Below are 22,184 nucleotides of genomic sequence, written 5' to 3'. Positions count from 1 at the left end.
TGAATGGTGGACCTCCCCGGGGTCGAATCGGGCACCAACGAATTATGCATACCGCTTCAGCCTTCGCTGCCAATTTCTCCAATGGCGGTTGTGCCTGAGTTGAAGCGTGTTAAAAATCCGACTGTTTTCAACAGAGTCGGCCGATAGCGGTCCATCATGAGTGGCTGCTTCTGGCCGACTCCGGCCCGTTCTGAAGGTAGGGGTCAAAGTTCGTTGGGGTGGCGATTGGAAAGGGAATGGAAGCTCGAAAGACGAGAGGTTTTTAGATCTTGTTCGCTTCGAGCTTCGATGAGATCGCTCTGAGCAGTCGCCGTTTCTCATCAAACCGACGGTCAGCTTGGACCGGTGCTCAGTCCCTATGCGTTCTAACACCTTGTTTGCCAACGTGAGCGACTGGCCGATAAAGAATGGCATCAGCGGAAGAATCATAGAACGATTGGTAAAATGTGAATTCTTCACGGTTTCTTGTCTGACACATCCTCTCTACCATTTCGATAAGCTTATACTTGTCTGAATCAGCGGTTTTTATCCCGAATATAATACCGTCCAGATCATCAAAGGTGTAACGGAGCTTTCTATCATCTTCGTCAATATAGGAGTTAAACTGAGACTTTAGAATAAGCCTGTACTCTTGCTCATTCGACCAATGCTTTGTTTTTACCGTAAGGCTTTTAAAATTGTCTCTGTGATAATTAGCATGCCATTGCGGTTGATTCTCGAAAACATCCATTTTTCGCGAGCTTACATTTCCGCTTTTATCGGTATACCATTTGTCTATAACTTCTTGAGCGCCATATCCAGCTAGGTTACAAAAGAAATCAAGATCAGGGCTCTTTTCTGTATAGGAGACTTTACTGAAGTGAAATTTGGTTTGAGTCCACCACTTTATGCCCTGCTTTAATCCGGGCTTCATCAGCGAGATTCCAGGCTGCCCTTCATCATTATTCACTTTAAACTTAAGACAAACGCCCTGATGGTTATTGCCATACGTACCCCAGATTGCCGAGTTCTCACAATTCTCCATGAAACAGCTTACAAACCATTCAGAGGTTGTGAGTCTGATCCTTGAGGCCAAAAACTCTTCCGGAAAATCTATGCAAAGCCGTGTCCAATTTTGAGACTCGCCTATTTTCGACCTAGCATAACCTTTTACCAGATCATCACTTCTTAAAAATGCCAATGCAGAACTGTCGAATTCAGCTTCTAACAGCTCATCACCTAGGCCTTCGAAATAGTTTAGAAGATTGGTTGAGACTGTCAGCAGCTCCTCATGCGGTGCGCCATTTATACCGTAGCCTTTTTCAACAAGTTTGTAGGACACTAATACTTCAGAAATAATATGCATTGCAAAGGACTGAATCGACCGCAGGTGCAGCATTAGCTCGTTCTGATTTACTTCTCGCTCCTTAAATGCCAAAACTGCGATATGTCTCTTTACATTTGGCGAGTCAAAAAATCTCGATACAAGATCGGCAATCTCTCTGTAATTTTCAGGTGGCACTGCTTGAACTTCATAATTTGGATATATCGGAAAATCTAAAGCTTCAAACTCACCAGTAAAATATTGGGTATTTCGAATGAGTAAGCAGTCCATGAAGTGCTGGAAGAAATTCTCCCATACGACCGAATCTCCTTTCCATATGACCTCTCGGTGTCCTTCCAGTGGGTCGTTGAGCTTTTCCGGTGGCGAGAAATAGATATAGCACCCCTCCAGCTCGCTTTCTCTGTTACCACCAAGAAGGCTACTGACAGGGCGAAACCTATAAAGATGATTGAGCACTACTGTCACTCCAGGTCTGTTTGAGCTTCCATTTGCCACAACGCCGGGCATCTACGCTTCGATCTGACCCGTCACTGCAAGTCATACCAGCAAGGTTACGTCAGTTAAGGTCAGCTTCTGGCCGGTTTCTGCCGTTCGTGAAGGACAACAATCGGCAAACCTGTTACCCAGAGTTAAACCCCCGGTATCCGGTACACAACCGAATCATATTTCTCCGTCATCCGCCTCTCAATGACGACTCCCCCCAAAGCTTCGGCAATACGTCGACTCGCACGATTCTGCGTCGCAACAGGGTACATGAAGCACTTTGCCGCCACCCGCTTGCTAGCCCACTCAACAACCGCCCGCACCGCTTCACCACCAAAGCCCAGCCCGTGTTTATCTTCACGGATCCAGATACCCAACTCCGGTGTTTCACTGCCGGTATGGTGCAGCCCGACCAAGCCGGTAAAACGGGCACCCACCAGTTCCCTGACCGTGAACACGATGTCGCTGCCATCCGCTATCGCAGGCAGCCACTGCTCCCAGACTTGCGCGTACTCTTCTAGCGAGGCAGGCTGTTCCCAGGACATGTATCGAGTCAGAGACGGTGTGAGACAAGGGAAAGACTCAGCAGCGTCCTGCTCGCAGAAGGGCTCAATACTAAGGCGTTGCGAGAGAATGCGGATTGGGTGGGTCTCGACTGGCATTGCAATTTCCTTCCTGGGGTCCATTACTCCATTTATGCCGTGAACATACCATGCGGGTCGCTTCATCAGTATCAGGCTCTCTATACTGGCCCCCCAGGATGGTAGTTGGAGCACACCCTATGCCCGTCACACCCAATCAAAATTCCCCCATCATTTTGGTCCCCGCTCAACAAAGCGACTTGGATAATCTGGTAGCCATTCGAATTGAGGCCATGCGCGAAAGTCTGGAGCGTGTTGGGCGGTTTGATCCGGTCCGTGCGCGGGAGCGGTTTCTTAGCGGCTTTGAAGCTCGCTGCACACGTTACATCGAGGTATCTGGAGAGAGGGTGGGTTTCGTAGTGGTCAAACATCACCACAATGAACTCTTGCTCGATCATTTGTATGTAAGGCCGAGCGCGCAAGGATCAGGGGTGGGGTCTGCTGTTCTCACGCAGATTTTCAAAGAGGCGGATGCAGCTGCGCTTCCTCTTAAAGTGGGCGCTCTCAAAGAAAGCGCTTCCAATCGCTTTTATACCCGCCATGGCTTCCAGTTCATCGAAAGCAGTGAATTCGACAATTATTATGTTCGTCAGCAAGTTCCGGCGATTGGCCCAGCCTGCCAGCTGGATGTGATGCACCTCGACGTACGCAAAGCTCTGCCTTTTCAACAGGCTCGTTTTCAGCTTGGCCAGCCGGGTTCAAACGCTGCAACGCGACCAGGCACCGGCCACCGTCCAACAGAATCAGTTCATAGTCCTGGCCCGCCTTTGGGGTGAAGCGGAAGGTTTGCTGGCAGGGTCAGCGGCAGTGGTAAGGACTCTCGCTGCGCAGTTCCTCGCCACTATGGTGATAGCCGGCAGCGGCAACCAGGACCACTGCGCAAGCTATTGAAATTGAAGGGTTGCAGGCCGGATATGTGTTAGTTCCTGCAGGTTGTGAATTCGTTATTCATCCGATGTGTCAAAAACGCAACCCTTGGCTTAAAGAATTCTGGTCACCTGCCGTTATAGAGGTTGAGTCTTGCTGTCTTTTCTATACAAGACGACGCGCAAGGACAAGAGTCATAGTGATTATCAAATTAAAGGGATATTTATGAGATTCGCTAAACTGTTCGGGGCAGCAACTCTATTCGCCTCTATGATTGCATCTGCCCAGGCAGGCATAATCGTCACCGTCAAGGTAAAGAACTCTACGACCGGTCCAGCCGCCTACACCTTCGAGTACTTTTCAGGGAGTGTAGCCCCCTCCCCCAGTACGATTCTGCCGTCTGCGACGACCACATTTGCCCTGGTCAGTGTGGCGGATACGGTTTCAGGAATGCGCTTCGTCTATACGTCAGGTAATAAGAAATGTCGTTTTGCAGCAAGCCACCAAGTCAATCCAACGACTAAAGCTCCTAGCTGGACTAAAATGGGTACCAGCACTGGTTCTGATATGGCTACTTGCAATGCCACTATCACAGCAATTCAATCGACGCCTCCCTATAACTACACTGTCGAATTTGAAATCAAATAATCCGACATCTGTATAGGCACCCTAGCTGGAGATAGCTCTCGATCTATCTCCAGCGTATGGAGTATCACCATGGATATTTCGATTAAATCGTATCAAGCAAGCACACAGGCAAAAGTGTCTACACAAGAGAAGCCGCCTTCGTCCAACCCTGTAAATTTACCTTCAGGGGATGTCGCCCTCAAGACGACGGAGACCGTCACCATCTCCGATTCTGCACGGGCACTGTACGCTTTAAGTAACGCTGATGATAAACAAGCCTCTATGTCCAATAAGGATTTAAAAGGACAATATGCAAAAGGTCAGAGCGATATGTACAATTTCGGGCAGCGGATTGCTGGCGGGAATCTTAATAATGAGGACCTGCTTCCCAAAACAGACGACCCTGCCCGTTTGGCGTTAGGTCAGCAGTCACTGGATTACGCAATTGGGCTTTCTAAACTACCCCCGGAAAAACTTCCAAACCCATTTGAAGGTATGGCCCGAAACGGGCTAAGCAATATTGTTTATGATGACTCAGGAACCTATACGGATGCCGAACGATATGCCGCTTATGGGGAGCTTAGTAAGCAGGATGAAACCTATTTTTCCAAGTTGTACGCCAATATAACGAACGGCGGTGACAACAGTGAAATCTTCAAAGGCATCATGGACTATTTCGATGATCTTCCAGCGGTCGAGAAAGCGGCATACCCTGATGGCTTTAGGGACAGTATAAAAAGTCTTTACCAAGAGCAGTTAGAACAATCGGGGCCGCTCGCCCTTCTCAGGCAATCGACTGAAAACGACGCTGATAAATTGTCACCGAGCGTCTTCAACAAGGCACAATCACCGGAGAAGATGTTACAAGCCGTCTTAGAAAAAGCGATTGCTCTTTCGACGGCCTGACCAGTCCAAAGCAGCCAATGTGTCACTGCACGGATCAATCAGGAACGTCAGCATGGTGGGGTATCCGACAGTATCAGCGTCTTGCCTGGGTACGCCACAGCACAGGCCAATACACTTGATCCAGCCCCATGCACGGGATCATTTCAGCCGCATGCGTCAGGGTGAAACCGTTACCATCGTAACGCCAGCGCAGGGTAGTGCCACAATTGCCCATACTCATCGCCCTTACCTGACTGCTTAGTTCACCCGTGGCCGGATCAAACGCTACGAAGCCCTGGGGCTCTCTTTCCGGCAGGTTTGGCACTTCGGCGATCAGCGCCGCACGCGCCTGCTCCGGGTGGTCCAGAGGCGCTTGGTAAATAGTGTAGAAACAGTTGTAGGCCCCACAGCCGGTTTCGATGATCACTAGCGCTTGATCTGAACTCAGGGCGTACGCTTTGGCTTTTGGCGCGACACCTTCATTCAGATCTTCCTGCCAGTCCTTGCGCGTGGCGACCACCACGGCATCCGTGATCTCTTTTGCTTTGTCCGGCGTCAGCGCGGCAGGTGCCTGCCAACTTGGCGCTAGCGGAGCGGCAGCGGCTTGCGGCACGCTGCCAGCGGGCGCCGGTCCCTTGGAGATCAGTGCGTCCTGCGTGCCGACCCGCCCTTGAACCGAGTCCATCAGCAACAGCGCCGCACTCATCCCGCTTAGCGATGCGTACGATTTATCCTCCTTGAACGGCAGCACCAGGTAGTTGCCGTTACGCAACTCTGTGATCAGGGCTTGGGCTGACTTGCCGTTCAGCGCAAACACCTCGGGCGTATCGCCTTCTTTCAGTTCGCCAGGCTCAAATTGAGACTTCAGCGGATCGTCATCAAGTGTTGGCTGGCCGTGGGGTTTTATGTAGCTGAACACCCCGACATGCAAGGCGCCCTGCGGACCGGCTTCACGTGTGATTCGTACGCTGAACGTTGAAAAGCCAGTGTCATCGCGCTGCTGCACGGCACTGATGGCCGTGCATGCTCGTGTATTATCGCAGCCGATAATCCAGTCCTTGATTTCGCGCTCCAACGGCACCTTCTCGGCCGCGTGGACGCAGCCAATGCATGCCGCCAAAAGGAATATGAAAGTGCTTCGTATCATCGGACAGATGCCTTTGAACAGGTAAAAGCGTATTAGGCCAGAATTATTTGCTCATACCTATTGCCTGGCCGTCAGTCACAACAGAATTGCCGTATTGAACAATCGGCAAGAAAAAAAGGGGCAGACTACATCGGCAGTCTTGCCGTCCCCTTCGAAGCGAAATGAAAAAACTGATATGTCGCAGCGTTACCTCCCTCGTAGATAATCCCGCGCAACGTGATCCCGATTGGAATCACACTGTCGATCATAGGTCGTAAACGCATGAGCGCTCTGAACCATCTGATAAGTCAAATCTACGAGCAGGCCAAAAATGGAGACTGGGACAGCGTTATGTCGCAGTGGATGCAAGAGCCTTTGCTCGGCCGGCTTTGCAGCTTGTACCAGGCGCCCTCCTCCGGCTGGACATTCTTGCACCAAGCCGCTTATTTCGGGCGCGAGGCCGCATGCATTGAACTCATTCGCCTTGGTGGTTCAGCTGCCAGGCAGAGCGCCAAAGGGAAGTCCGCAATTGAGGTGGCTCGGGAGCATGGACACAGTGAACTCGCTCTTCTACTGGATCGGTCAAGCTTTGAGGATCGCTCCTTGTGGACAGTTCCGTCCAACCCAGCTCTGCTGCCCAGCAGTAACCTTTTCCAAGAGGCGAATGAGCATCGAGCGAGTACGTTGATGCTCGTTGCCTATGCGGGAGGAGTGGTACAAATTCCCAGCGAAGCCAGGTATTACGCAGATTCGTTTGGGCGCCCGCTGATTGGATGGCATGGCACATTCGATCCTCCCTGCGGAATGGACGGTGAATCGATACTGCGTATGTGAAATGCCCGGTCTCTCGGCCTTGCCCATCGCATACGTGCGTGGGCCAGACAAACGGGGTCAGACCACCACTAGCTAAAGTGTGGTCTGCCCCTGATTTCATGACCCGTTTTTCACCGTACAACCGCTCAGCAATCGCGCCGAGTGCCCTGGCGCAGCGCATCAAGATGTTGTTGCGCGTGGGCGGCTTTGCAATAGGCGTCGAGGATGTGTGCGGCCTGGTCGCAATCCAGGGTAACGCCCTCATGCATCAGGCCGGCAGATTGGATGCGGATCTGCGGCTGGGGCTTTTTCAGGGCCAGGGCCTGGTTGCCGAACAGCTGTCGCGCGGAGCGATGAACAGGCAGGGGCGCATCGGGCCGCAACATCAGTTTCTGCACCGTCAGCCAGCCTTCCTCACCGACGGACACGTCGACAATGTCCACCAGATTCAACGGTGCGCTCAGGGTGTCCACAAACAGCTGGCGGCGGGTCAAGCGCATGAACGCGTGTTGCCCGGCGTTGCGGTGCTGCCAAGTCATCAATACAAACACAACCGCCATCACCGCGGCACACACGGCCAGGCCGGTGGTCCCGCGATTCAGGCCGTACCCCAGCAAGCCCAGGGCAATCAGCAAAAACAGCGGGCCGCGCACCTTGTACCGGCGTGAGTTGGTGAATTCGGTCTGCTCGGGTACGCGCTGGATAACCTGCTCGAGTTCGGCCATCGCACGCTCGCGCTGGGCGTCGCGGGAGTCGGCATATTCCTGGCTGAGTGAGCTGGCGAGATCCGACAGCGGGTCGAAGGGTTGGGTCATGGGTCATTCTCCTTGGACGGTTGGTATCGGCGGCGATTCGGGCTGCGTGGCAGCCGGCGACGCCGTACGGGTAAGTTGGCTGAACCAGTGTCGGTCGTGCTCGGTGGGCACGCGGGTGGCCTCGGCCAGCAGTGCCTCATCCAGCGTTACGCAAAGCTGCTGGAGGCGTAATGCCGTCGGCGGGTGTGTATCGAAAGGGTGCGCGATGGCATGGTCCAGCGCCGCCTCGTTCAGGCGCAACGGCGTGTGGCTCAGGTGGTCGGCCAGGGCCTGGATCAGGTTGGAGTGACGCTCGGCGAGCAGCGTGGCGATTTCAGCGTCCAACGCGATCACCCGTAACAGCGCCTGGCAGAACAGGCGCTCACCGCCGATGTTGCCGCCTACCCGATCCGCGACCAATTCCTGAGCGCGGCCCCAGTGATGCACCGCCAGTTGAAAGTAATGCAGGAAACGTTGCGTCATCCAGATCGCCGGGCGCTCGATCCAGGCCGGGTCGGCATCCTCGGCACGAATAAACGCAAAGTGCAGGCACATCAGGCTGAACTGCGCACCGATCTCGCTGCCGCGCTCGGTATCGCGGCGGCTGAAATGGCCCAGCTCATGACCGATGATCGACGCGGTCTCGGCCTGGCTCAGGGTCGAGAGGTAGGTCAGCGGCAGGTACAGGGTACGCCCGCAGAGCAAGTCGCAGGCCGGTTGCAGGACCACATTGACGCTGGTGACGAAAAACGATTGGTCGATGCCCACCACGATATGGTCGGGTACCGGCGCGCAGGTGGCGGTGGCCAGTTGTTCAATCCACGCCCACAAGGCCGGGGCCTTGTCACGCCCGATCCGTTGCCCCAGAAGCGCCGAGGACGGGCTATCCAGGGCATGCCATCGCTGGCGCAGACGCCCGATCAACAAACATCCCGCCCACAGCACCGCAATCAGCGGCACTGCCACCACCAGCATGAACGCGCCACCGGCCTTGAAGTGGTCCCAGCCCCAGCTCAGTTCATACACCAGGCTCAGGGCCAACGCGCCCACCAACAGCCCGGTGTACGCCACCAGCCAATGCCCCAAGGCACGCCAGCAGAGGAACAGGCGGTCGTAGAGAAAATCCCGGGACTTCAGCGCGCGCCAGGCATCCAGCCTCAGCTTGAGCCACGTCGCAGGCCCGGCCACCAACGCGGCGAGGGCCAGCCAGTAGGCCAGCCCCGCCAGCACCTGACGCACGCGCAGCCAGGCGTAGTCGCTGCCCATACCCTGTGTTTCGCGCAGCACGTCATCGACCCGCCCGCCTTGCACACTGGCCCAGCCCATCAGTACGAGCGGCAGCAGCAACATCATCAGCGGCCACGACCACCGCGCGAATCGGCCCATGGCTCAGTTGGCCTGCAAGTAATCGGTCAGAAAAGCCTGTGCATTGCCTTGGCTGGACAGGAACTCGTCATAGCCGACGTTCAGCGCCTGCGATTCGCCAGGCAGGTACAGCTCGCCCCAGCCTTGCTGCAGCACCAGCACCACGAATTTCTGGCCGTCCACGGTGGTGGAATAGCGGGTGTCCTTGCTGGTCTTTTCCACGGCCATCTTCTGGATCTTCATGTTCCAGTCATGGTCCACACCCTCTACCTGCACCAGCGCCTGATTGTCACCGCGCGCACCGATGCGCAGGGTCCATATTTTCACGCCGCCTTCGCCAGCATAGGCCAGCACTTTTTCCGCGACTTCCGGGCGATTTTCAGCATGGGCGACCCCCGCGATCACGGCCAGAACCAAGCCCAGCAGCGCTGCCCACTTGCGATACATCAACATTTATGGCTTCCTCGACAGTTCAAAGCCGACCATTGAAATCAAAGCGCCGACGCCTGCCAAGCGGTCCGGCCGCGGCGCACAACAATAAGGCCGTGACTCACAACAACTGCTCGGGCGGCCCGATGTCGATATCATGCAACGCCGCCCACCAGCCCTGACGGACGCTTTTGCCAATGCACCGCCGCAACCCCTATCTGGACACCCACTTCTGCTTCGATCATCCAGAGGCCCTGGACCAGGCCGGTGTATTCGATGCCAGCGCGCGGCAGGTCATGGGCAGCGCGATCGGCCATTACCGCGCGCAGACGGTGCGGTCGCACCTGCAGTATTTCGACTGCGATTTGCAGTTCCCCGAACCGTTACGCATCCACAAGGTGCTGCCCGACAGCGTGTGCATCGTGCAGGTACTGGGTGGGCAATGGCAGCATCGGGTAGACGGTCGCCTAAATGAATACACCCTCGGCGCGCCTAATGTGCTGGGCTTGAGCGAAAGCATGGAAGCCATGGACCAGATGCCCGCCGGCAGCCGTGCGCGCATGGCCGGGCTGCGCATCGGCGGCGACTATCTGCGCGAATTGGCCGAAGAAGACCCGTCACTGCAATCGCTGGCCAGGCTGCTCGACGATGGCATGCACTTTTCACAACTGCACGGCTGCCGTGTCGTCGGGCGTTTGTTCGAGCGCCTTTATCACTCGCCCTACCAGGGGACGTTGGAACGGCTGAATCAGGAAAGCCTGAGCCTGGCCGTGCTGGTCGAGCTGGCGACGCACCTGGCGCCACAGCCGGCCAACCCCGTGGCCGCGTTGCGCAGCCATTCGGACCTGGCACACGAAGCACGCTTCAAGCTCGACGCCAACCTGATGAACCCACCCGGCACTCTGGCGCTGGCACGGGAACTGGGCGTGGGTGAAACCACCCTCAGACGTGCCTTCAGCCGGGTGTACGGCCAGTCGATGCTTGATTACGTGCGCCAACAACGCCTGGAACTGGCGCGCAACCTGCTGCGCCAGCGCAAATGGCACGTGGCCCAGATTGCCCACCGCCTGGGCTACGCCAACCCTGCCAACTTCAATCATGCGTATAAGGCGTATTTCGGTCATCCGCCAGGGGCGGAGTTCTGACGTTCGGTACGCCTGCTCTGTCGGCTTATGCCGGTTGAAGGAGCGTCCACGACAGGCCGCTATCGCACCCCAAGCCGCTCCACCAAAAAATCTACGAACGCCCTCACCCGCGCCGGCATCGCCGTGCCGCCCACAAACACCGCATGAATCGGCTCCACATCCCCCGGGTTATAAGCCTCAAGCAACGGCACCAAGTCCCCGCGTTCAAGATCCTGCGCCACGCTGAACGTCCCTACCCGTGCAATCCCCGCCCCCAGCTTCGCCAATTGCGCCAATGCCTCGCCACTATTGCCCTCAATGGTTCCCGCCACCTTCAATGAAAACTCCCGCCCGTCCATGCGAAACGGCCAGTCGGGAGCTGCCCGACGGAAGTTGAAGCGCAGGCAGTTGTGCTGAAGTAGATCCTGCGGCGTCACGGGGGTGCCATGCCGGGCCAGGTAGTCCGGGGAAGCGACGATGACTTGGCCGGTGGAGCCGATGTGCCGGGCGGTCAAGGGGCTGTCGGGGAGTGGGCCGAAGCGGATGGCCACGTCTGCCTGGCCGCCGAGGATGTCCACCACTTCATCGCCGAGCATCAGGTCGACCACGATGGCGGGATAGCGGGCGCTGAAGGCGGCGATCAGTGGGACGATGGTCATGCGGCCATGGGCCAGTGCTGCGCTGACTCGCAGGCGCCCGCGTGGGGCGCCCTGGTCGGTGATGGCGTCTTCGACTTCGGCCATGTCCGCGAGGATGCGTCGCGCGCCGCGCAGGTAGGCTTCACCTTCGGCGGTGAACGTGATGGCGCGGGTGGTGCGCAGCAGCAGCCGGGTGCCGATGCGCTGTTCGGTGCGGGTGATGATGCGGCTGATGGACGATGGCGTCAGCCCCAGGGCACGCGCCGCGCCGGACAGGCTGCCGTGCTCGGCGACCAGGGTGAACACCTCCATCTCGCCTGATCGACCGCCTATGTCCATTTTTGCCTCCTGCGCAAAGGTGTAGTTCCCAACCGAGGGCTACTGCTGGAAAAGGCTGGATTGTAGCATTCGGCACACAGATCAGGAGTCAACCATGCGTATCAATCCCCCCCTTGTAGCGTTGTCCATCGGTGCCTTTGGCATCGGGGTCACCGAGTTTGCACCCATGGGCATGTTGCCCGGTATTGCCGCCGATCTTGGCGTTTCCATTCCCGCCGCCGGGCTGTTGGTGAGTGCCTACGCGATGGGCGTGCTGATTGGTGCGCCGATCATGACGCTGGCGACGGCCAGGGTGCCGCGCCGCTATCTGCTGATCGGGCTGATGGCGATTTTCACCCTGGGCAATCTGCTGTCGGCGCTGGCCACCAACTACCAGACGCTGATGATCGCCAGGCTGGTGACGTCGCTCAATCACGGGGCGTTCTTTGGGATCGGCTCGATTGTGGCCGCAAGCCTGGTGGCGCCCGAGAAGCGCGCGGGAGCTGTCGCCGCGATGTTCATGGGGCTGACGCTGGCAACCATCGGGGGCGTGCCGCTGGCAACCTGGTTTGGTGAGAACTTTGGCTGGCGCACGGCGTTCTGGGGCATCAGTGGGCTCGGCGCAGTGGTCATGGCCGCACTCTGGTGGGCACTGCCCAATGCGCCCGCGCCCAAGGGTGGCAGCATGATGGCGGAGATTCGCGTGCTGGGTCGCGGGCCGGTGCTGGCGGCGTTGGCGCTGACTGTGGTGGGCTCCAGTGCGATGTTTACGGTGTTCACTTACATCGCGCCTATTTTGCGGGATGTCACCCACGCGTCGACCAACTTCGTTACCGGGATGCTTGTGCTGTTCGGCATCGGGCTAACCTTGGGCAACGTGTGGGGCGGCAAGTCGGCCGACCGTTCGGTGGACCGTACGCTCATCACGTCGCTGGTGGTGTTGATTGCCGTGCTGCTGGCCTTCTCGGTGCTGATGCAATGGCCGCTGCCTGCCGCGCTGTCGATCCTGCTGTGGGGCGCTGCGAGTTTTGCCCTGGTGCCGCCGTTGCAGATGCGTGTGATGGAGGCCGCTAAGGATGCGCCTAACCTGGCCTCGGCGATGAATATTGGTGCGTTCAATTTCGGTAATGCGATTGGCGCGGCGTTGGGTGGTGCGGTGATCAATGCGGGGCTGGGCTATCCGGCCATTTCCCTGGCCGGTGCGCTGATGGCAGGCCTGGGTTTGCTGATGGTGCTGGGTTTGAGCTGGCGTTCGCGGCGGGCGGATGCTCGCGCTTGCGGGGAGGCCGTGGAAGCCTGAGTGCGGGCGTTGCTCTCCTGCCATTACGGGGGCTGATGTGGGAGCGCACGAGCCTTGGCGAGGCCGCGATGGCGGTGGGTCAGGCAACATAGATGCCAGCCGTGCCGCCGCCATCGCGGCCTCGCTAAAGCTCGTGCGCTCCCACATTTGATCTCCACCAGCCCCCTCTCCTCTTTCATCGCCCATGCGCCAAAAAAAGTCATGCATCGGACCGCCCGGTTGCGAGCCTGGCGATACCGGCCTATGTTTCAAGCCATGCTGTGATTTGCTGTCCCCCACCCTGTGCCCATCCCGTAACCAGGTGACGACATGCCTACCCTCTCCCGCCCCGCCGTACTTGAACTGATTGGTAACACGCCGCTGGTCAAGGTCAGCCGCTTCGATACCGGCCCTTGCACGCTGTTTCTCAAGCTTGAATCGCAAAACCCCGGTGGCTCGATCAAGGACCGTATCGGCCTGGCCATGATCGACGCCGCCGAGCGCGATGGCCGCCTGCGCCCTGGCGGCACCATTATCGAAGCCACCGCCGGCAACACCGGCCTGGGCCTGGCGCTGGTCGGGCGGGCCAAAGGCTATCGAGTGGTGCTGGTGGTGCCGGACAAGATGTCCACGGAAAAAGTGCTGCATCTGAAGGCCATGGGTGCCGAGGTGCATATCACCCGCTCCGATGTGGGCAAGGGCCACCCCGAGTATTACCAGGACGTGGCGGCGCGTCTGGCCAAGGGTATTCCGGGCTCGTTCTTTGCCGATCAGTTCAACAACCCGGCCAATCCCCTGGCCCATGAAACCAGCACCGCACCGGAGATCTGGGCGCAGACCCAGCATGATGTCGATGCGATCGTGGTGGGCGTCGGCTCGGCCGGCACCCTTACCGGCCTGACCCGGTTCTTCAAGCGCGTGCAGCCTGAGCTGGCCATGGTGCTCGCCGATCCGGTGGGGTCGGTGATGGCCGAGTACAGCCGCAGCGGTCAGCTTGAAACCCCGGGTTCCTGGGCGGTGGAAGGCATCGGTGAGGATTTCATTCCGTCGATTGCCGACCTGTCCAGCGTGCGCCACGCCTACTCCATCAGCGATGAAGAGAGCTTTGACCATGCCCGCCAACTGCTCAAGGCCGAAGGCATCCTGGGCGGTTCGTCCACCGGCACCCTGCTCGCCGCCGCGCTGCGCTATTGCCGCGAGCAGACCGAGCCCAAGCGTGTGGTCACCTTCGTCTGCGACACCGGCACGCGCTACCTGTCCAAGGTCTATAACGACCAATGGATGAACGACGCCGGGCTGTTGCAGTACAAGCACTACGGCGACCTGCGCGACCTGATCGCCCGCCGCTTCGAGGATGGCCGGGTGATCAGCGTCAGCCCCGACGACACCCTGCTCACCGCCTTCCAGCGCATGCGCCTGGCGGATGTCTCGCAATTGCCGGTATTGATCGACGGCCAGCAACTGGCGGGGGTCATCGATGAGTCCGACCTGCTGCTGGGCCTGCATCAGGACGCCACGCATTTTTCCATGAGCGTGGCCAGCGCCATGACCCGCACCCCGCGCACCCTGGCCCCCAGTGCCAGCCTTGCGGACCTGCAGGCGGAACTGGATCGCGGCCTGGTCGCCATCATTGCCGACGCCTCGGGCTTCCATGGCCTGATCACCCGCGTCGATCTGCTCAACCATCTACGGAGATCCCTTGCATGAGCCAGCCCGATAAAAGCGCGTTTGCCACCCGTGTGATCCACGCCGGACAATCCCCCGACCCGACCACGGGCGCGCTGATGCCGCCGATCTATGCCAACTCCACCTACCTGCAAGACAGCCCCGGCGTGCACAAAGGCTTCGACTACGGCCGCTCCCACAACCCCACGCGCTTTGCCCTGGAGCGTTGCGTGGCCGACCTTGAAGGCGGCACCCACGCCTTCGCGTTCGCCTCGGGGCTGGCGGCGATTTCCACGGTGCTGGAGTTGCTCGATGCCGGCGCGCACATTGTTTCCGGCAATGACTTGTATGGCGGCAGCTTCCGCCTGTTCGACAAGGTGCGCCAGCGCAGTGCCGGCCACAGGTTCAGCTACGTAGACCTGAGTGACGTGTCGGCCTTCGAAGCGGCACTGCAAGACGACACGCGCATGGTCTGGGTGGAAACGCCGAGCAACCCGCTGCTGAGCCTTACCGACCTCAGCGCCATTGCCCGCGTGTGCCGCGCCCGAGGCATTCTGTGCGTGGCCGACAATACCTTCGCCAGCCCGTGGATCCAGCGCCCGCTGGAGCTGGGGTGCGATATCGTCGTGCACTCCACCACCAAGTACCTGAACGGCCATTCGGATGTGATCGGCGGCATCGCCATCGTCGGCGACAACCCGGAACTGGCCGAACGCCTGGGCTTCCTGCAAAACTCGGTGGGTGCCATCGCCGGGCCCTTCGATGCATTCCTGACCCTGCGCGGCGTGAAAACCCTGGCCCTGCGCATGGAGCGCCATTGCAGCAACGCGCTGGAACTGGCGGCCTGGCTGGAGCAGCAGCCGCAGGTGTCGCGGGTTTACTACCCGGGCCTTGAATCCCACCCGCAGCACGAGCTGGCCAAACGGCAGATGCACGGGTTTGGCGGGATGATTTCTGTCGACTTGAACAGCGACCTGGCCGGCGCTACGCGCTTTCTGGAAAACGTAAACATATTCGCCCTGGCCGAGAGCTTGGGCGGCGTGGAAAGCCTGATCGAACACCCGGCGATCATGACCCATGCGAGCATCCCGGCGGCGACGCGAGCGCAGTTGGGGATTGGTGACGGGTTGGTGCGCTTGTCGGTGGGGGTTGAAGATATAGAGGATTTGCGCGCAGATCTGGCCCAGGCCCTGTCACACATCTAACCTTAAACACCAATCAAACTGTGGGAGGGGGCTTGCCCCCGATGGCGGTGTATCAGCCAGCTTGTTGGCAACTGACCCACCGCTATCGGGGGCAAGCCCCCTCCCACACGGGTTGTGCTAATCAGCTGAGGTTAGGCGGCGCGGGCAGATCTGGCCTCAGGCCCTGGCACACATCTAACTTCAAACACCAATCAAACTGTGGGAGGGAGCTTGCCCCCGATGGCGGTGGATCAGCCAGCTTGTTGGCAACTGACCCACCGCTATCGGGGGCAAGCCCCTCCCACACGGGTTGTGCTAATCAGCTGAGGTCAGGCGGCGCGGGCAGAACTGGCCTCAGGCCCTGGCACACATCTAACTTCAAACACCAATCAAACTGTGGGAGGGGGCTTGCCCCCGATGGCGGTGGATCAGCCAGCTTATTGGCAACTGACCCACCGCTATCGGGGGCAAGCCCCCTCCCACACGGGTTGTGCTAATCAGCTGAGGTTAGGCGGCGCGGACAGATCTGGCCTCAGGCCCTGGCACACATCTAACTTCAAACACCAATCAAACTGTGGGAGGGGACTTGCCCCCGATGGCGGTGTATCAGCCAGCTTGTTGGCAACTGACCCACCGCTATCGGGGGCAAGCCCCCTCCCACATTGGTTGTGCTAATCAGGCCTGGGTGATGTTGGCCCGCGCGCTGTGCAGTTTCTTGTAGCTGTCGATCAGGCGCAAATGCCGGTCCAACCCTTCCAGCTTCATGCTGGTCGGCGTCAGCCCATAAAAACGCACACTGCCCTCCACCGAGCCGATCACCGCGTCCATGCGTTCATTGCCAAACATGCGCCGGAAGTTGGCTTCGTAGTCGGCCAGTTCCAGGTCGTCGTCCAGCTCCATCTCCAGCACCGCATTCATTGCCTGGTAAAACAGCCCACGCTCGACGGTGTTGTCGTTGTACTGCAGGAACATTTCCACGCACTCCTTGGCCTCCTCATACTGCTTCAAGGCCAGGAAGATCAGCAGTTTCAGCTCCAGAATGGTCAACTGGCCCCAAGCGGTATTGTCGTCGAACTCAATGCCGATCAGGGTGGTGATATCGGTGTAGTCGTCCAGCTCGCTTTCGATCAAGCGCTCGACCAAGGCCTGCAAAGCCTGCTCATCGAGGCGGTGCAGGTTGAGGATGTCTTCGCGGAAGAACAGCGCCTTGTTGGTGTTGTCCCAGATCAGGTCGTCCACCGGGTAGATTTCCGAATAGTCCGGCACCAGGATGCGGCAGGCGGTGGCGCCCAGGTGTTCATACACCGCCATGTACGATTCTTTGCCCATGCCTTCCAGGATGCCGAACAGCGTCGCGGCCTCCTGGGCGTTGGAGTCTTCGCCATGGCCGGAGAAGTCCCACTCGACGAACTCGTAATCCGACCGGGCACTGAAGAAGCGCCACGACACCACACCGCTGGAGTCGATAAAGTGCTCGACGAAGTTGTTCGGCTCGGTGACCGCCTGGCCTTCGAAGGTCGGCTGCGGCAAGTCGTTCAAGCCTTCGAAGCTGCGGCCTTGCAGCAATTCGGTAAGGCTGCGCTCCAGCGCCACTTCAAGGCGTGGGTGCGCGCCGAACGAGGCGAATACACCGCCGGTGCGCGGGTTCATCAGGGTCACGCACATCACCGGGAATTCACCGCCCAGGGACGCATCCTTGACCAGCACCGGGAAGCCCTGGGCCTCCAGGCCTTCGATGCCCGCCACAATACTGGGGTATTTAGCGAGGACCTCGGCCGGTACATCCGGCAGGGCAAATTCGCCCTCGATGATTTCGCGCTTCACCGCCCGCTCGAAAATCTCCGACAGGCACTGCACTTGGGCTTCGGCCAGCGTGTTGCCGGCGCTCATGCCGTTGCTCAGGTAGAGGTTTTCGATCAGGTTGGAGGGGAAATACACCACCTCGCCATCGGACTGGCGCACAAACGGCAGCGCGACAATGCCCCGCGCTTGGTTACCGGAGTTGGTGTCGAACAGGTGCGAACCGCGCAGCTCGCCTTCGCGGTCGTAGACCTTGCGGCAGTAAGCGTCGAGGATCTCGCTCGGCAGCTCGTCGTTCGGGCCCGGCTGGAACCAGCGTTCATCCGGGTAATGCACGAATGGTGCATTGGCCAGCTCTTCACCCCAGAACTGGTCGTTGTAGAAGAAGTTGCAATTGAGCCGCTCGATAAACTCGCCCAGCGCCGACGCCAGCGCGCCCTCTTTCGTCGCGCCCTTGCCGTTGGTAAAACACATCGGCGAGTGGGCATCGCGGATATGCAGCGACCAGACGTTGGGTACGATATTGCGCCACGAGGCGATCTCGATCTTCATGCCCAGGCCCGCCAGGATCGCCGACATATTGGCGATGGTCTGCTCCAGCGGCAGGTCCTTGCCGGCAATGTAAGTGCCCGCCTCGGAGGTAGAGTTGGGCATCAACAACGCCTGGGCGTCGGCGTCGAGGTTGTCCACTTGCTCGATCACGAACTCGGGCCCCGCCTGCACCACTTTCTTCACGGTGCAACGGTCGATGGAGCGCAGGATGCCCTGGCGGTCCTTGTCGGAAATGTCCGCCGGCAGCTCGACCTGGATCTTGAAAATCTGGTTGTAGCGGTTTTCCGGGTCGACGATGTTGTTCTGCGACAGGCGAATATTCTCGGTGGGAATATTGCGCGTGGCGCAGTACAGCTTCACAAAATATGCCGCGCACAACGCCGACGAAGCCAGGAAGTAATCGAATGGTCCCGGCGCCGAACCGTCGCCCTTGTAGCGAATCGGCTGGTCGGCAATCACCGTGAAATCATCGAACTTGGCTTCAAGTCGAAGGTTGTCGAGAAAGTTGACCTTAATTTCCATGCGGGCACACCAGAATAACGGGCTAAACAAAATGGCCGCCATTATGAAGATTTTCGCCGGGAAGTCGCAGGATTTTGCGCGCGGGCTGCTGGTCGGTATTGCTATGCCAGCAGCCTGCGGCCCCTGGCATAGCGTTGCGCCAGGCTAGGGCTGGCTTGAGATCAAGCGTTGCCCCAGGCTCTTGCGGTTGATTGCCAGCTCGCTGCTGACGTCCGGCCCGTGGTAGACCATGGACGTTTCATGGTGCACATAATCGCCCGAGCGTGCAGCGCTCAGCCAATTGAATGAACCGACACACAGCAACTGCTCATCGGCCATCACCAGTTTACTGTGCACCTTGTTGACCACGCGCACCTGCACATCGTGGCGCTTGAGGGTCGCAAGCGCATCCTTGAATTCGGCGATTTTGCCGGGATCACCGTCGGACTTGCCGTGGCCGATGTCTGTGTTGAAGCGCAAATCGGTATACACCGTTACGGGCACCCCGCGCTGGACGGTACCGCACATGGCCTGGAGGGCACCGCTTTCGCGCATGCCGCGCAGCCGCACCCAGGGCGTCACGATCTGGACCTGCTGTTGCGCGGTTTCCAGCGTCTGCAACAGAAACCGATCATGCTCGGCAAATTCATGCAGATGACTCAAGCCGGTGCGCACCGTGAGCAAATCCACCCGGGGTTGAAAATCGAATGTGAGCTCATTCTCCGGGCTGTTCAGCAGGTACTGCGCCAGCCTCCCGCGCGGCTTGCTGGTGGGTATCTGGCTGAACAGGTCCATATCGCCGAATACGAGGAAACTGTCCTTGGCCCGGGAAACGGCCACGTTCAGCATGCTGTCGCGGCGGTCGATAAAAGGACCGTCGGCATGCTTGGAATACACTGCGGAAAAAATCACCACCGGCCGTTCGGCGCCCTGGAAAGAGTGCACGGTGCCAACGGTGAGTTCACCGTCGCCTTTGCCGGTACGAATACCCAATGCGCTGCACGCGTCAGTGATTGCCTGGGTCTGGGCGCCGAACGGCGTGATCACCCCAAGAATTTCCCAGAGTTCCTTGCCGTAGCGCTGGGTGAGCTGCTGTTCATGGGACTTGATCCAGGCCGCGATGGTCTGGGCTTCAAGCAGGTTATGGCGACTGCCGCCCTGCTTCTGCTGGCAGATCCCGTCGATATGCAGATACCCCAGCCCCGGCAGGCCACCCTCGGGTTTGGCGCCGCGCCGGGGTTGCAGCTTGCCCTTGTAGCAGAGCGCGTTGCAGTAGTCGATGATCGAGTCATAACAACGGCGGTGTTCGTACAGGTAAAGACCGCGCGCCAGGTCACGGTCGTAATGGTAGCGGCTGGTGGACTGCGCAATCGCCATGACGCTGCCACTGGCAGCGCTGCGTCCGCTGTCACAAAAGGCCTCGTACTCCTCGTCCACGCGGCTGCGCGACAACAGCCCGGCGGCGAGCAGATTGCCGATGTCCACCGCCGGCGGCACCGACCAGATGGGTTCGATCTGCTGGGTGTCGCCAATCACCAGCGCTTGCCGCGCCAGGGCGAACGACGGCGCCGCCACCTCGGGCAGCACCTGACCGGCTTCGTCCACGATCAGCAGGTCGATGAAGTTCAGCGCGTAATCGTCGACGTAGCCATTGCCGTCATGGCGCTTGCACGACAGCTCTGCGGGCAGCCGGTAGAACGTGACCACGACGCAGGGCGTGAGCTTCATCCAGCGGCGCCAGTTTTTCTCCAACGTCTTGCGGCCGGTTTTATTGCGGCTTTTAAGAATCAGCGGCAGCTCGTCGATGACTTCCAGCAGCCAACGACCCTCCCAATAGTGGGTGGTCAGCAGGAATGTCTCGAAGCGCAACGAGGTGTCCGCCCAACGGTCGCAATCTTCCAGGGTCACCTGGGCGGCGGGCTTGCCGGCCGCCTGGGGTAACCGGCCAATCACCGCCTGCCAGTTCAACAGTTCACGCTGTTCGCCGCGCAGCAGTTGCTCCACACGCTCACGCTGGGTTTCGAGGGTTTTCAGGCTTTGTGCGTGATGCGCCACTGCGGCCGTCAACCGGCGCTCTATGTCATGCACATCGGTGGCCTCCTGCAACTGGGTATCAGCCTCGTCGACATGCAGTTTGGCCAGGCGCAGGCGCTTGGCGGCAATCGGGCCGAACCAGCCGAACAGCGTATACACCAGCGACTCGTGGGCCAGGTAATGCCTGAAGTCTTTCAGGCGTGCCTTGGCATTCTCCAGCCGCTCGGACAGCGCCCGCAGTTGAGCGTCAAGAGCCGTGAGCGCCGCGTGTGGATCATCGCCCAGCACGGCCTTGATGGCGTCGCGCGCCACCCGCAATCGGGTCCACCCCTGCTCGATATCACTGAGCTGCTGCAGGCGCAGGCGAATTTGGGCCTGAAGCGCGTCTACGGTGCCCTTGAGCGTGGGCTGCGACTGTCCGGGAAAAGCGATCGCGGCGTGTTCCAGATAAGCTTGCTGCGCTTTATCGACATAGTCCTGCGTCTCCAGCGCCAGGTAAAAGCTCTTGGTCTGGTAGGTGCGGGCCATCTCCGCTTCCGCCGAGGCCGTCGGAAAGTAGGCGCCAAAGCTGCTGATATCGGGCAGCCAGCGCCCTGCAAAGGGCCCGGTACCTGCCGAGAAGTCCTTACCAAAGGCCTTGATGATGTTGGTGACCGCCTGATTGTTGGTCGAACTGGCGACGATCACCGGCGGCTCGCCGCCCTCGGCGGCGGCCCTGGCCCAGAGCGACGCGACCACCGACAATAGCAACGTAGTCTTGCCGGTACCCGGCGGCCCGTTGACCGCGAGGATATCCCCGGTGTGGCCCGCCAGCAGGTGCGCAAGGCTGTCGCGCTGAGCCGGCGCCAGGGCGTATTCATCACCGGCATGCCCGCCTCGCCCGGCGAACAGGCTGTTGGCCGCAAGGCAGGGCTCATCGGGTGTGGGTTCACGTTGTGCAAACCGCTCGAACAACGGCGCTTCAGGTTTGCCGAGGCGCAAGTGATCGTAAAGCGCGACGATATTGCGGCTGAAACCGTCGGCCTTCTGCTCCTTGAACACGTAGCAATAGCTGGCCGGGTCGAAACCGTCGTCCGCGCCGTTCCAGGCGTTGCACACCGTTTGGAACAGGGTCTTGCAGTAACGCAGGTAGGTGAGCCACTTGTCGCGATAGTCGTCTGGCTGCACCTCTGCGCCAGGGGCTGGCACTTCGAACTGCGGCGCGTCGTGCGCGGTTAAAAAAGCGTCCAGGTCATGTTGCGCGCCGAGGGTGAAATTGTCGCGGTCCAACGGCTCCAGAATATCGCGGGGGACCAGCGTGGGTCCGGTCGGATAGATGAGACCGTCACGGGTGACGGACACCCGGCAAATGATCGGTGTGATAAAGGCTGGCAGCCCTCTGCGCGCCATGCGATGTTCCTTGCGCGAGGCGTACACAAATGGGCGCAGCGTGACATCTACGTGGAGCCGCTGCGGCGGTTCGTCGGCGAACAGAAGGTCCACCTGCTCGACCGGCACACACCCGGCAGCCAATGCGGCCAAAGGTACGACCAAGTAGGTTTTGACATGACTGGGAGACAAGGCGCCGTTGCCGTTTTCCGCGTCGGCCAACGAGTTTCGCCAGTAGTTGGCAAGCTTCAGAGAATAGTCGTTCATCGTCCTGATTCGGTGCAGACCGTGACTCACTGTTACGGTCGGTGGCTGGAAGGTCAAAACCGAGGGTAGCGGTTCCGTGCGCAGGTAGGCAATCACCTGT

16 protein-coding genes and 1 pseudogene are annotated in these 22,184 nt (G+C 59.2%); 8 read left to right on the top strand and 9 right to left on the bottom strand.

Going from position 1 to position 22,184, the window contains the following annotated elements; translation table 11 throughout:
* Positions 1–349 precede the first annotated feature (349 nt).
* The gene (locus MRY17_RS11645; protein WP_243353806.1) at positions 350–1,831 is read right to left on the bottom strand and encodes a DUF2971 domain-containing protein; all 1,482 of its coding nucleotides are present in this window, start codon (positions 1,829–1,831) and stop codon (positions 350–352) included.
* A 122-nt stretch (positions 1,832–1,953) separates the two neighbouring features.
* The gene (locus MRY17_RS11640; RefSeq protein WP_243353805.1) at positions 1,954–2,469 is read right to left on the bottom strand and encodes a GNAT family N-acetyltransferase; all 516 of its coding nucleotides are present in this window, start codon (positions 2,467–2,469) and stop codon (positions 1,954–1,956) included.
* 119 nt (positions 2,470–2,588) lie between these two features.
* Here MRY17_RS11640 and MRY17_RS11635 point away from each other — a divergent pair.
* The 3 genes and pseudogenes from MRY17_RS11635 to MRY17_RS11625 form a co-directional block, all read left to right on the top strand.
* Positions 2,589–3,059: pseudogene (locus MRY17_RS11635) on the top strand (GNAT family N-acetyltransferase); the annotation flags it as partial.
* A gap of 409 nt (positions 3,060–3,468) precedes the next feature.
* Positions 3,469–3,963: a hypothetical protein gene (locus tag MRY17_RS11630; RefSeq protein WP_243353804.1), complete on the top strand. Its 495-nt coding sequence runs from the start codon at positions 3,469–3,471 to the stop codon at positions 3,961–3,963.
* Between the two features lie 69 nt (positions 3,964–4,032).
* Complete coding sequence (locus MRY17_RS11625) at positions 4,033–4,848, top strand: hypothetical protein (protein ID WP_243353803.1); 816 nt, start codon at positions 4,033–4,035, stop codon at positions 4,846–4,848.
* A gap of 73 nt (positions 4,849–4,921) precedes the next feature.
* On the opposite strand, the gene MRY17_RS11620 is transcribed toward MRY17_RS11625, so the two are convergent.
* Positions 4,922–5,908: a DUF1176 domain-containing protein gene (locus MRY17_RS11620; protein WP_243353932.1), complete on the bottom strand. Its 987-nt coding sequence runs from the start codon at positions 5,906–5,908 to the stop codon at positions 4,922–4,924.
* A gap of 327 nt (positions 5,909–6,235) precedes the next feature.
* On the opposite strand from MRY17_RS11620, the gene MRY17_RS11615 reads away from it, so the two are divergent.
* Positions 6,236–6,787: an ankyrin repeat domain-containing protein gene (locus tag MRY17_RS11615; RefSeq protein WP_243353802.1), complete on the top strand. Its 552-nt coding sequence runs from the start codon at positions 6,236–6,238 to the stop codon at positions 6,785–6,787.
* Positions 6,788–6,912: 125 nt separating this feature from the next.
* On the opposite strand, the gene MRY17_RS11610 is transcribed toward MRY17_RS11615, so the two are convergent.
* Genes MRY17_RS11610 through MRY17_RS11600 form a run of 3 tightly spaced genes read right to left on the bottom strand, consistent with a single transcriptional unit; the run spans position 6,913 to position 9,378 of the window.
* Positions 6,913–7,581, bottom strand: coding sequence for a hypothetical protein (locus tag MRY17_RS11610; protein ID WP_243353801.1), 669 nt, complete (start codon positions 7,579–7,581; stop codon positions 6,913–6,915).
* 3 nt (positions 7,582–7,584) lie between these two features.
* Positions 7,585–8,946 (bottom strand): M48 family metallopeptidase, encoded by a 1,362-nt coding sequence (locus MRY17_RS11605; RefSeq protein ID WP_243353800.1) that lies wholly within the window; start codon positions 8,944–8,946, stop codon positions 7,585–7,587.
* 3 nt (positions 8,947–8,949) lie between these two features.
* Positions 8,950–9,378 (bottom strand): hypothetical protein, encoded by a 429-nt coding sequence (locus tag MRY17_RS11600; protein ID WP_243353799.1) that lies wholly within the window; start codon positions 9,376–9,378, stop codon positions 8,950–8,952.
* Between the two features lie 173 nt (positions 9,379–9,551).
* On the opposite strand from MRY17_RS11600, the gene MRY17_RS11595 reads away from it, so the two are divergent.
* On the top strand, positions 9,552–10,499 hold the full coding sequence (locus MRY17_RS11595; protein ID WP_243353798.1) for a helix-turn-helix transcriptional regulator: 948 nt from the start codon (positions 9,552–9,554) through the stop codon (positions 10,497–10,499).
* A gap of 59 nt (positions 10,500–10,558) precedes the next feature.
* On the opposite strand, the gene MRY17_RS11590 is transcribed toward MRY17_RS11595, so the two are convergent.
* Positions 10,559–11,455 carry a LysR family transcriptional regulator gene (locus tag MRY17_RS11590; protein WP_243353797.1) on the bottom strand — a complete coding sequence of 299 codons (897 nt, stop codon included), beginning with the start codon at positions 11,453–11,455 and terminating at the stop codon, positions 10,559–10,561.
* Between the two features lie 94 nt (positions 11,456–11,549).
* Here MRY17_RS11590 and MRY17_RS11585 point away from each other — a divergent pair, with 94 nt between their 5' ends.
* The 3 genes from MRY17_RS11585 to MRY17_RS11575 all read left to right on the top strand — a co-directional run bounded on the left by MRY17_RS11585 (position 11,550) and on the right by MRY17_RS11575 (position 15,583).
* Positions 11,550–12,734, top strand: coding sequence for an MFS transporter (locus MRY17_RS11585; protein WP_243353796.1), 1,185 nt, complete (start codon positions 11,550–11,552; stop codon positions 12,732–12,734).
* Between the two features lie 309 nt (positions 12,735–13,043).
* Positions 13,044–14,420 carry a pyridoxal-phosphate dependent enzyme gene (locus MRY17_RS11580; RefSeq protein ID WP_181283712.1) on the top strand — a complete coding sequence of 459 codons (1,377 nt, stop codon included), beginning with the start codon at positions 13,044–13,046 and terminating at the stop codon, positions 14,418–14,420.
* Positions 14,417–15,583 (top strand): cystathionine gamma-synthase, encoded by a 1,167-nt coding sequence (locus tag MRY17_RS11575; protein WP_243353795.1) that lies wholly within the window; start codon positions 14,417–14,419, stop codon positions 15,581–15,583. The genes MRY17_RS11580 and MRY17_RS11575 overlap by 4 nt, the downstream gene beginning before the upstream one ends.
* A gap of 654 nt (positions 15,584–16,237) precedes the next feature.
* Here the strand turns inward: MRY17_RS11575 and MRY17_RS11570 are convergent.
* Positions 16,238–18,436, bottom strand: a complete 2,199-nt coding sequence (locus tag MRY17_RS11570) for an OsmC domain/YcaO domain-containing protein (RefSeq protein ID WP_243353794.1) — start codon at positions 18,434–18,436, stop codon at positions 16,238–16,240.
* Positions 18,437–18,580: 144 nt separating this feature from the next.
* The gene (locus MRY17_RS11565) at positions 18,581–22,084 is read right to left on the bottom strand and encodes an AAA domain-containing protein (protein WP_243353793.1); all 3,504 of its coding nucleotides are present in this window, start codon (positions 22,082–22,084) and stop codon (positions 18,581–18,583) included.
* Positions 22,085–22,184: the final 100 nt, after the last annotated feature.

Source organism: Pseudomonas orientalis (assembly GCF_022807995.1).
GTDB classification, from domain to species: domain Bacteria; phylum Pseudomonadota; class Gammaproteobacteria; order Pseudomonadales; family Pseudomonadaceae; genus Aquipseudomonas; species Aquipseudomonas orientalis_B.
The sequence above is the reverse complement of the archived record's forward strand: the minus strand, read 5'-3'. Positions and strand labels throughout refer to the sequence as shown.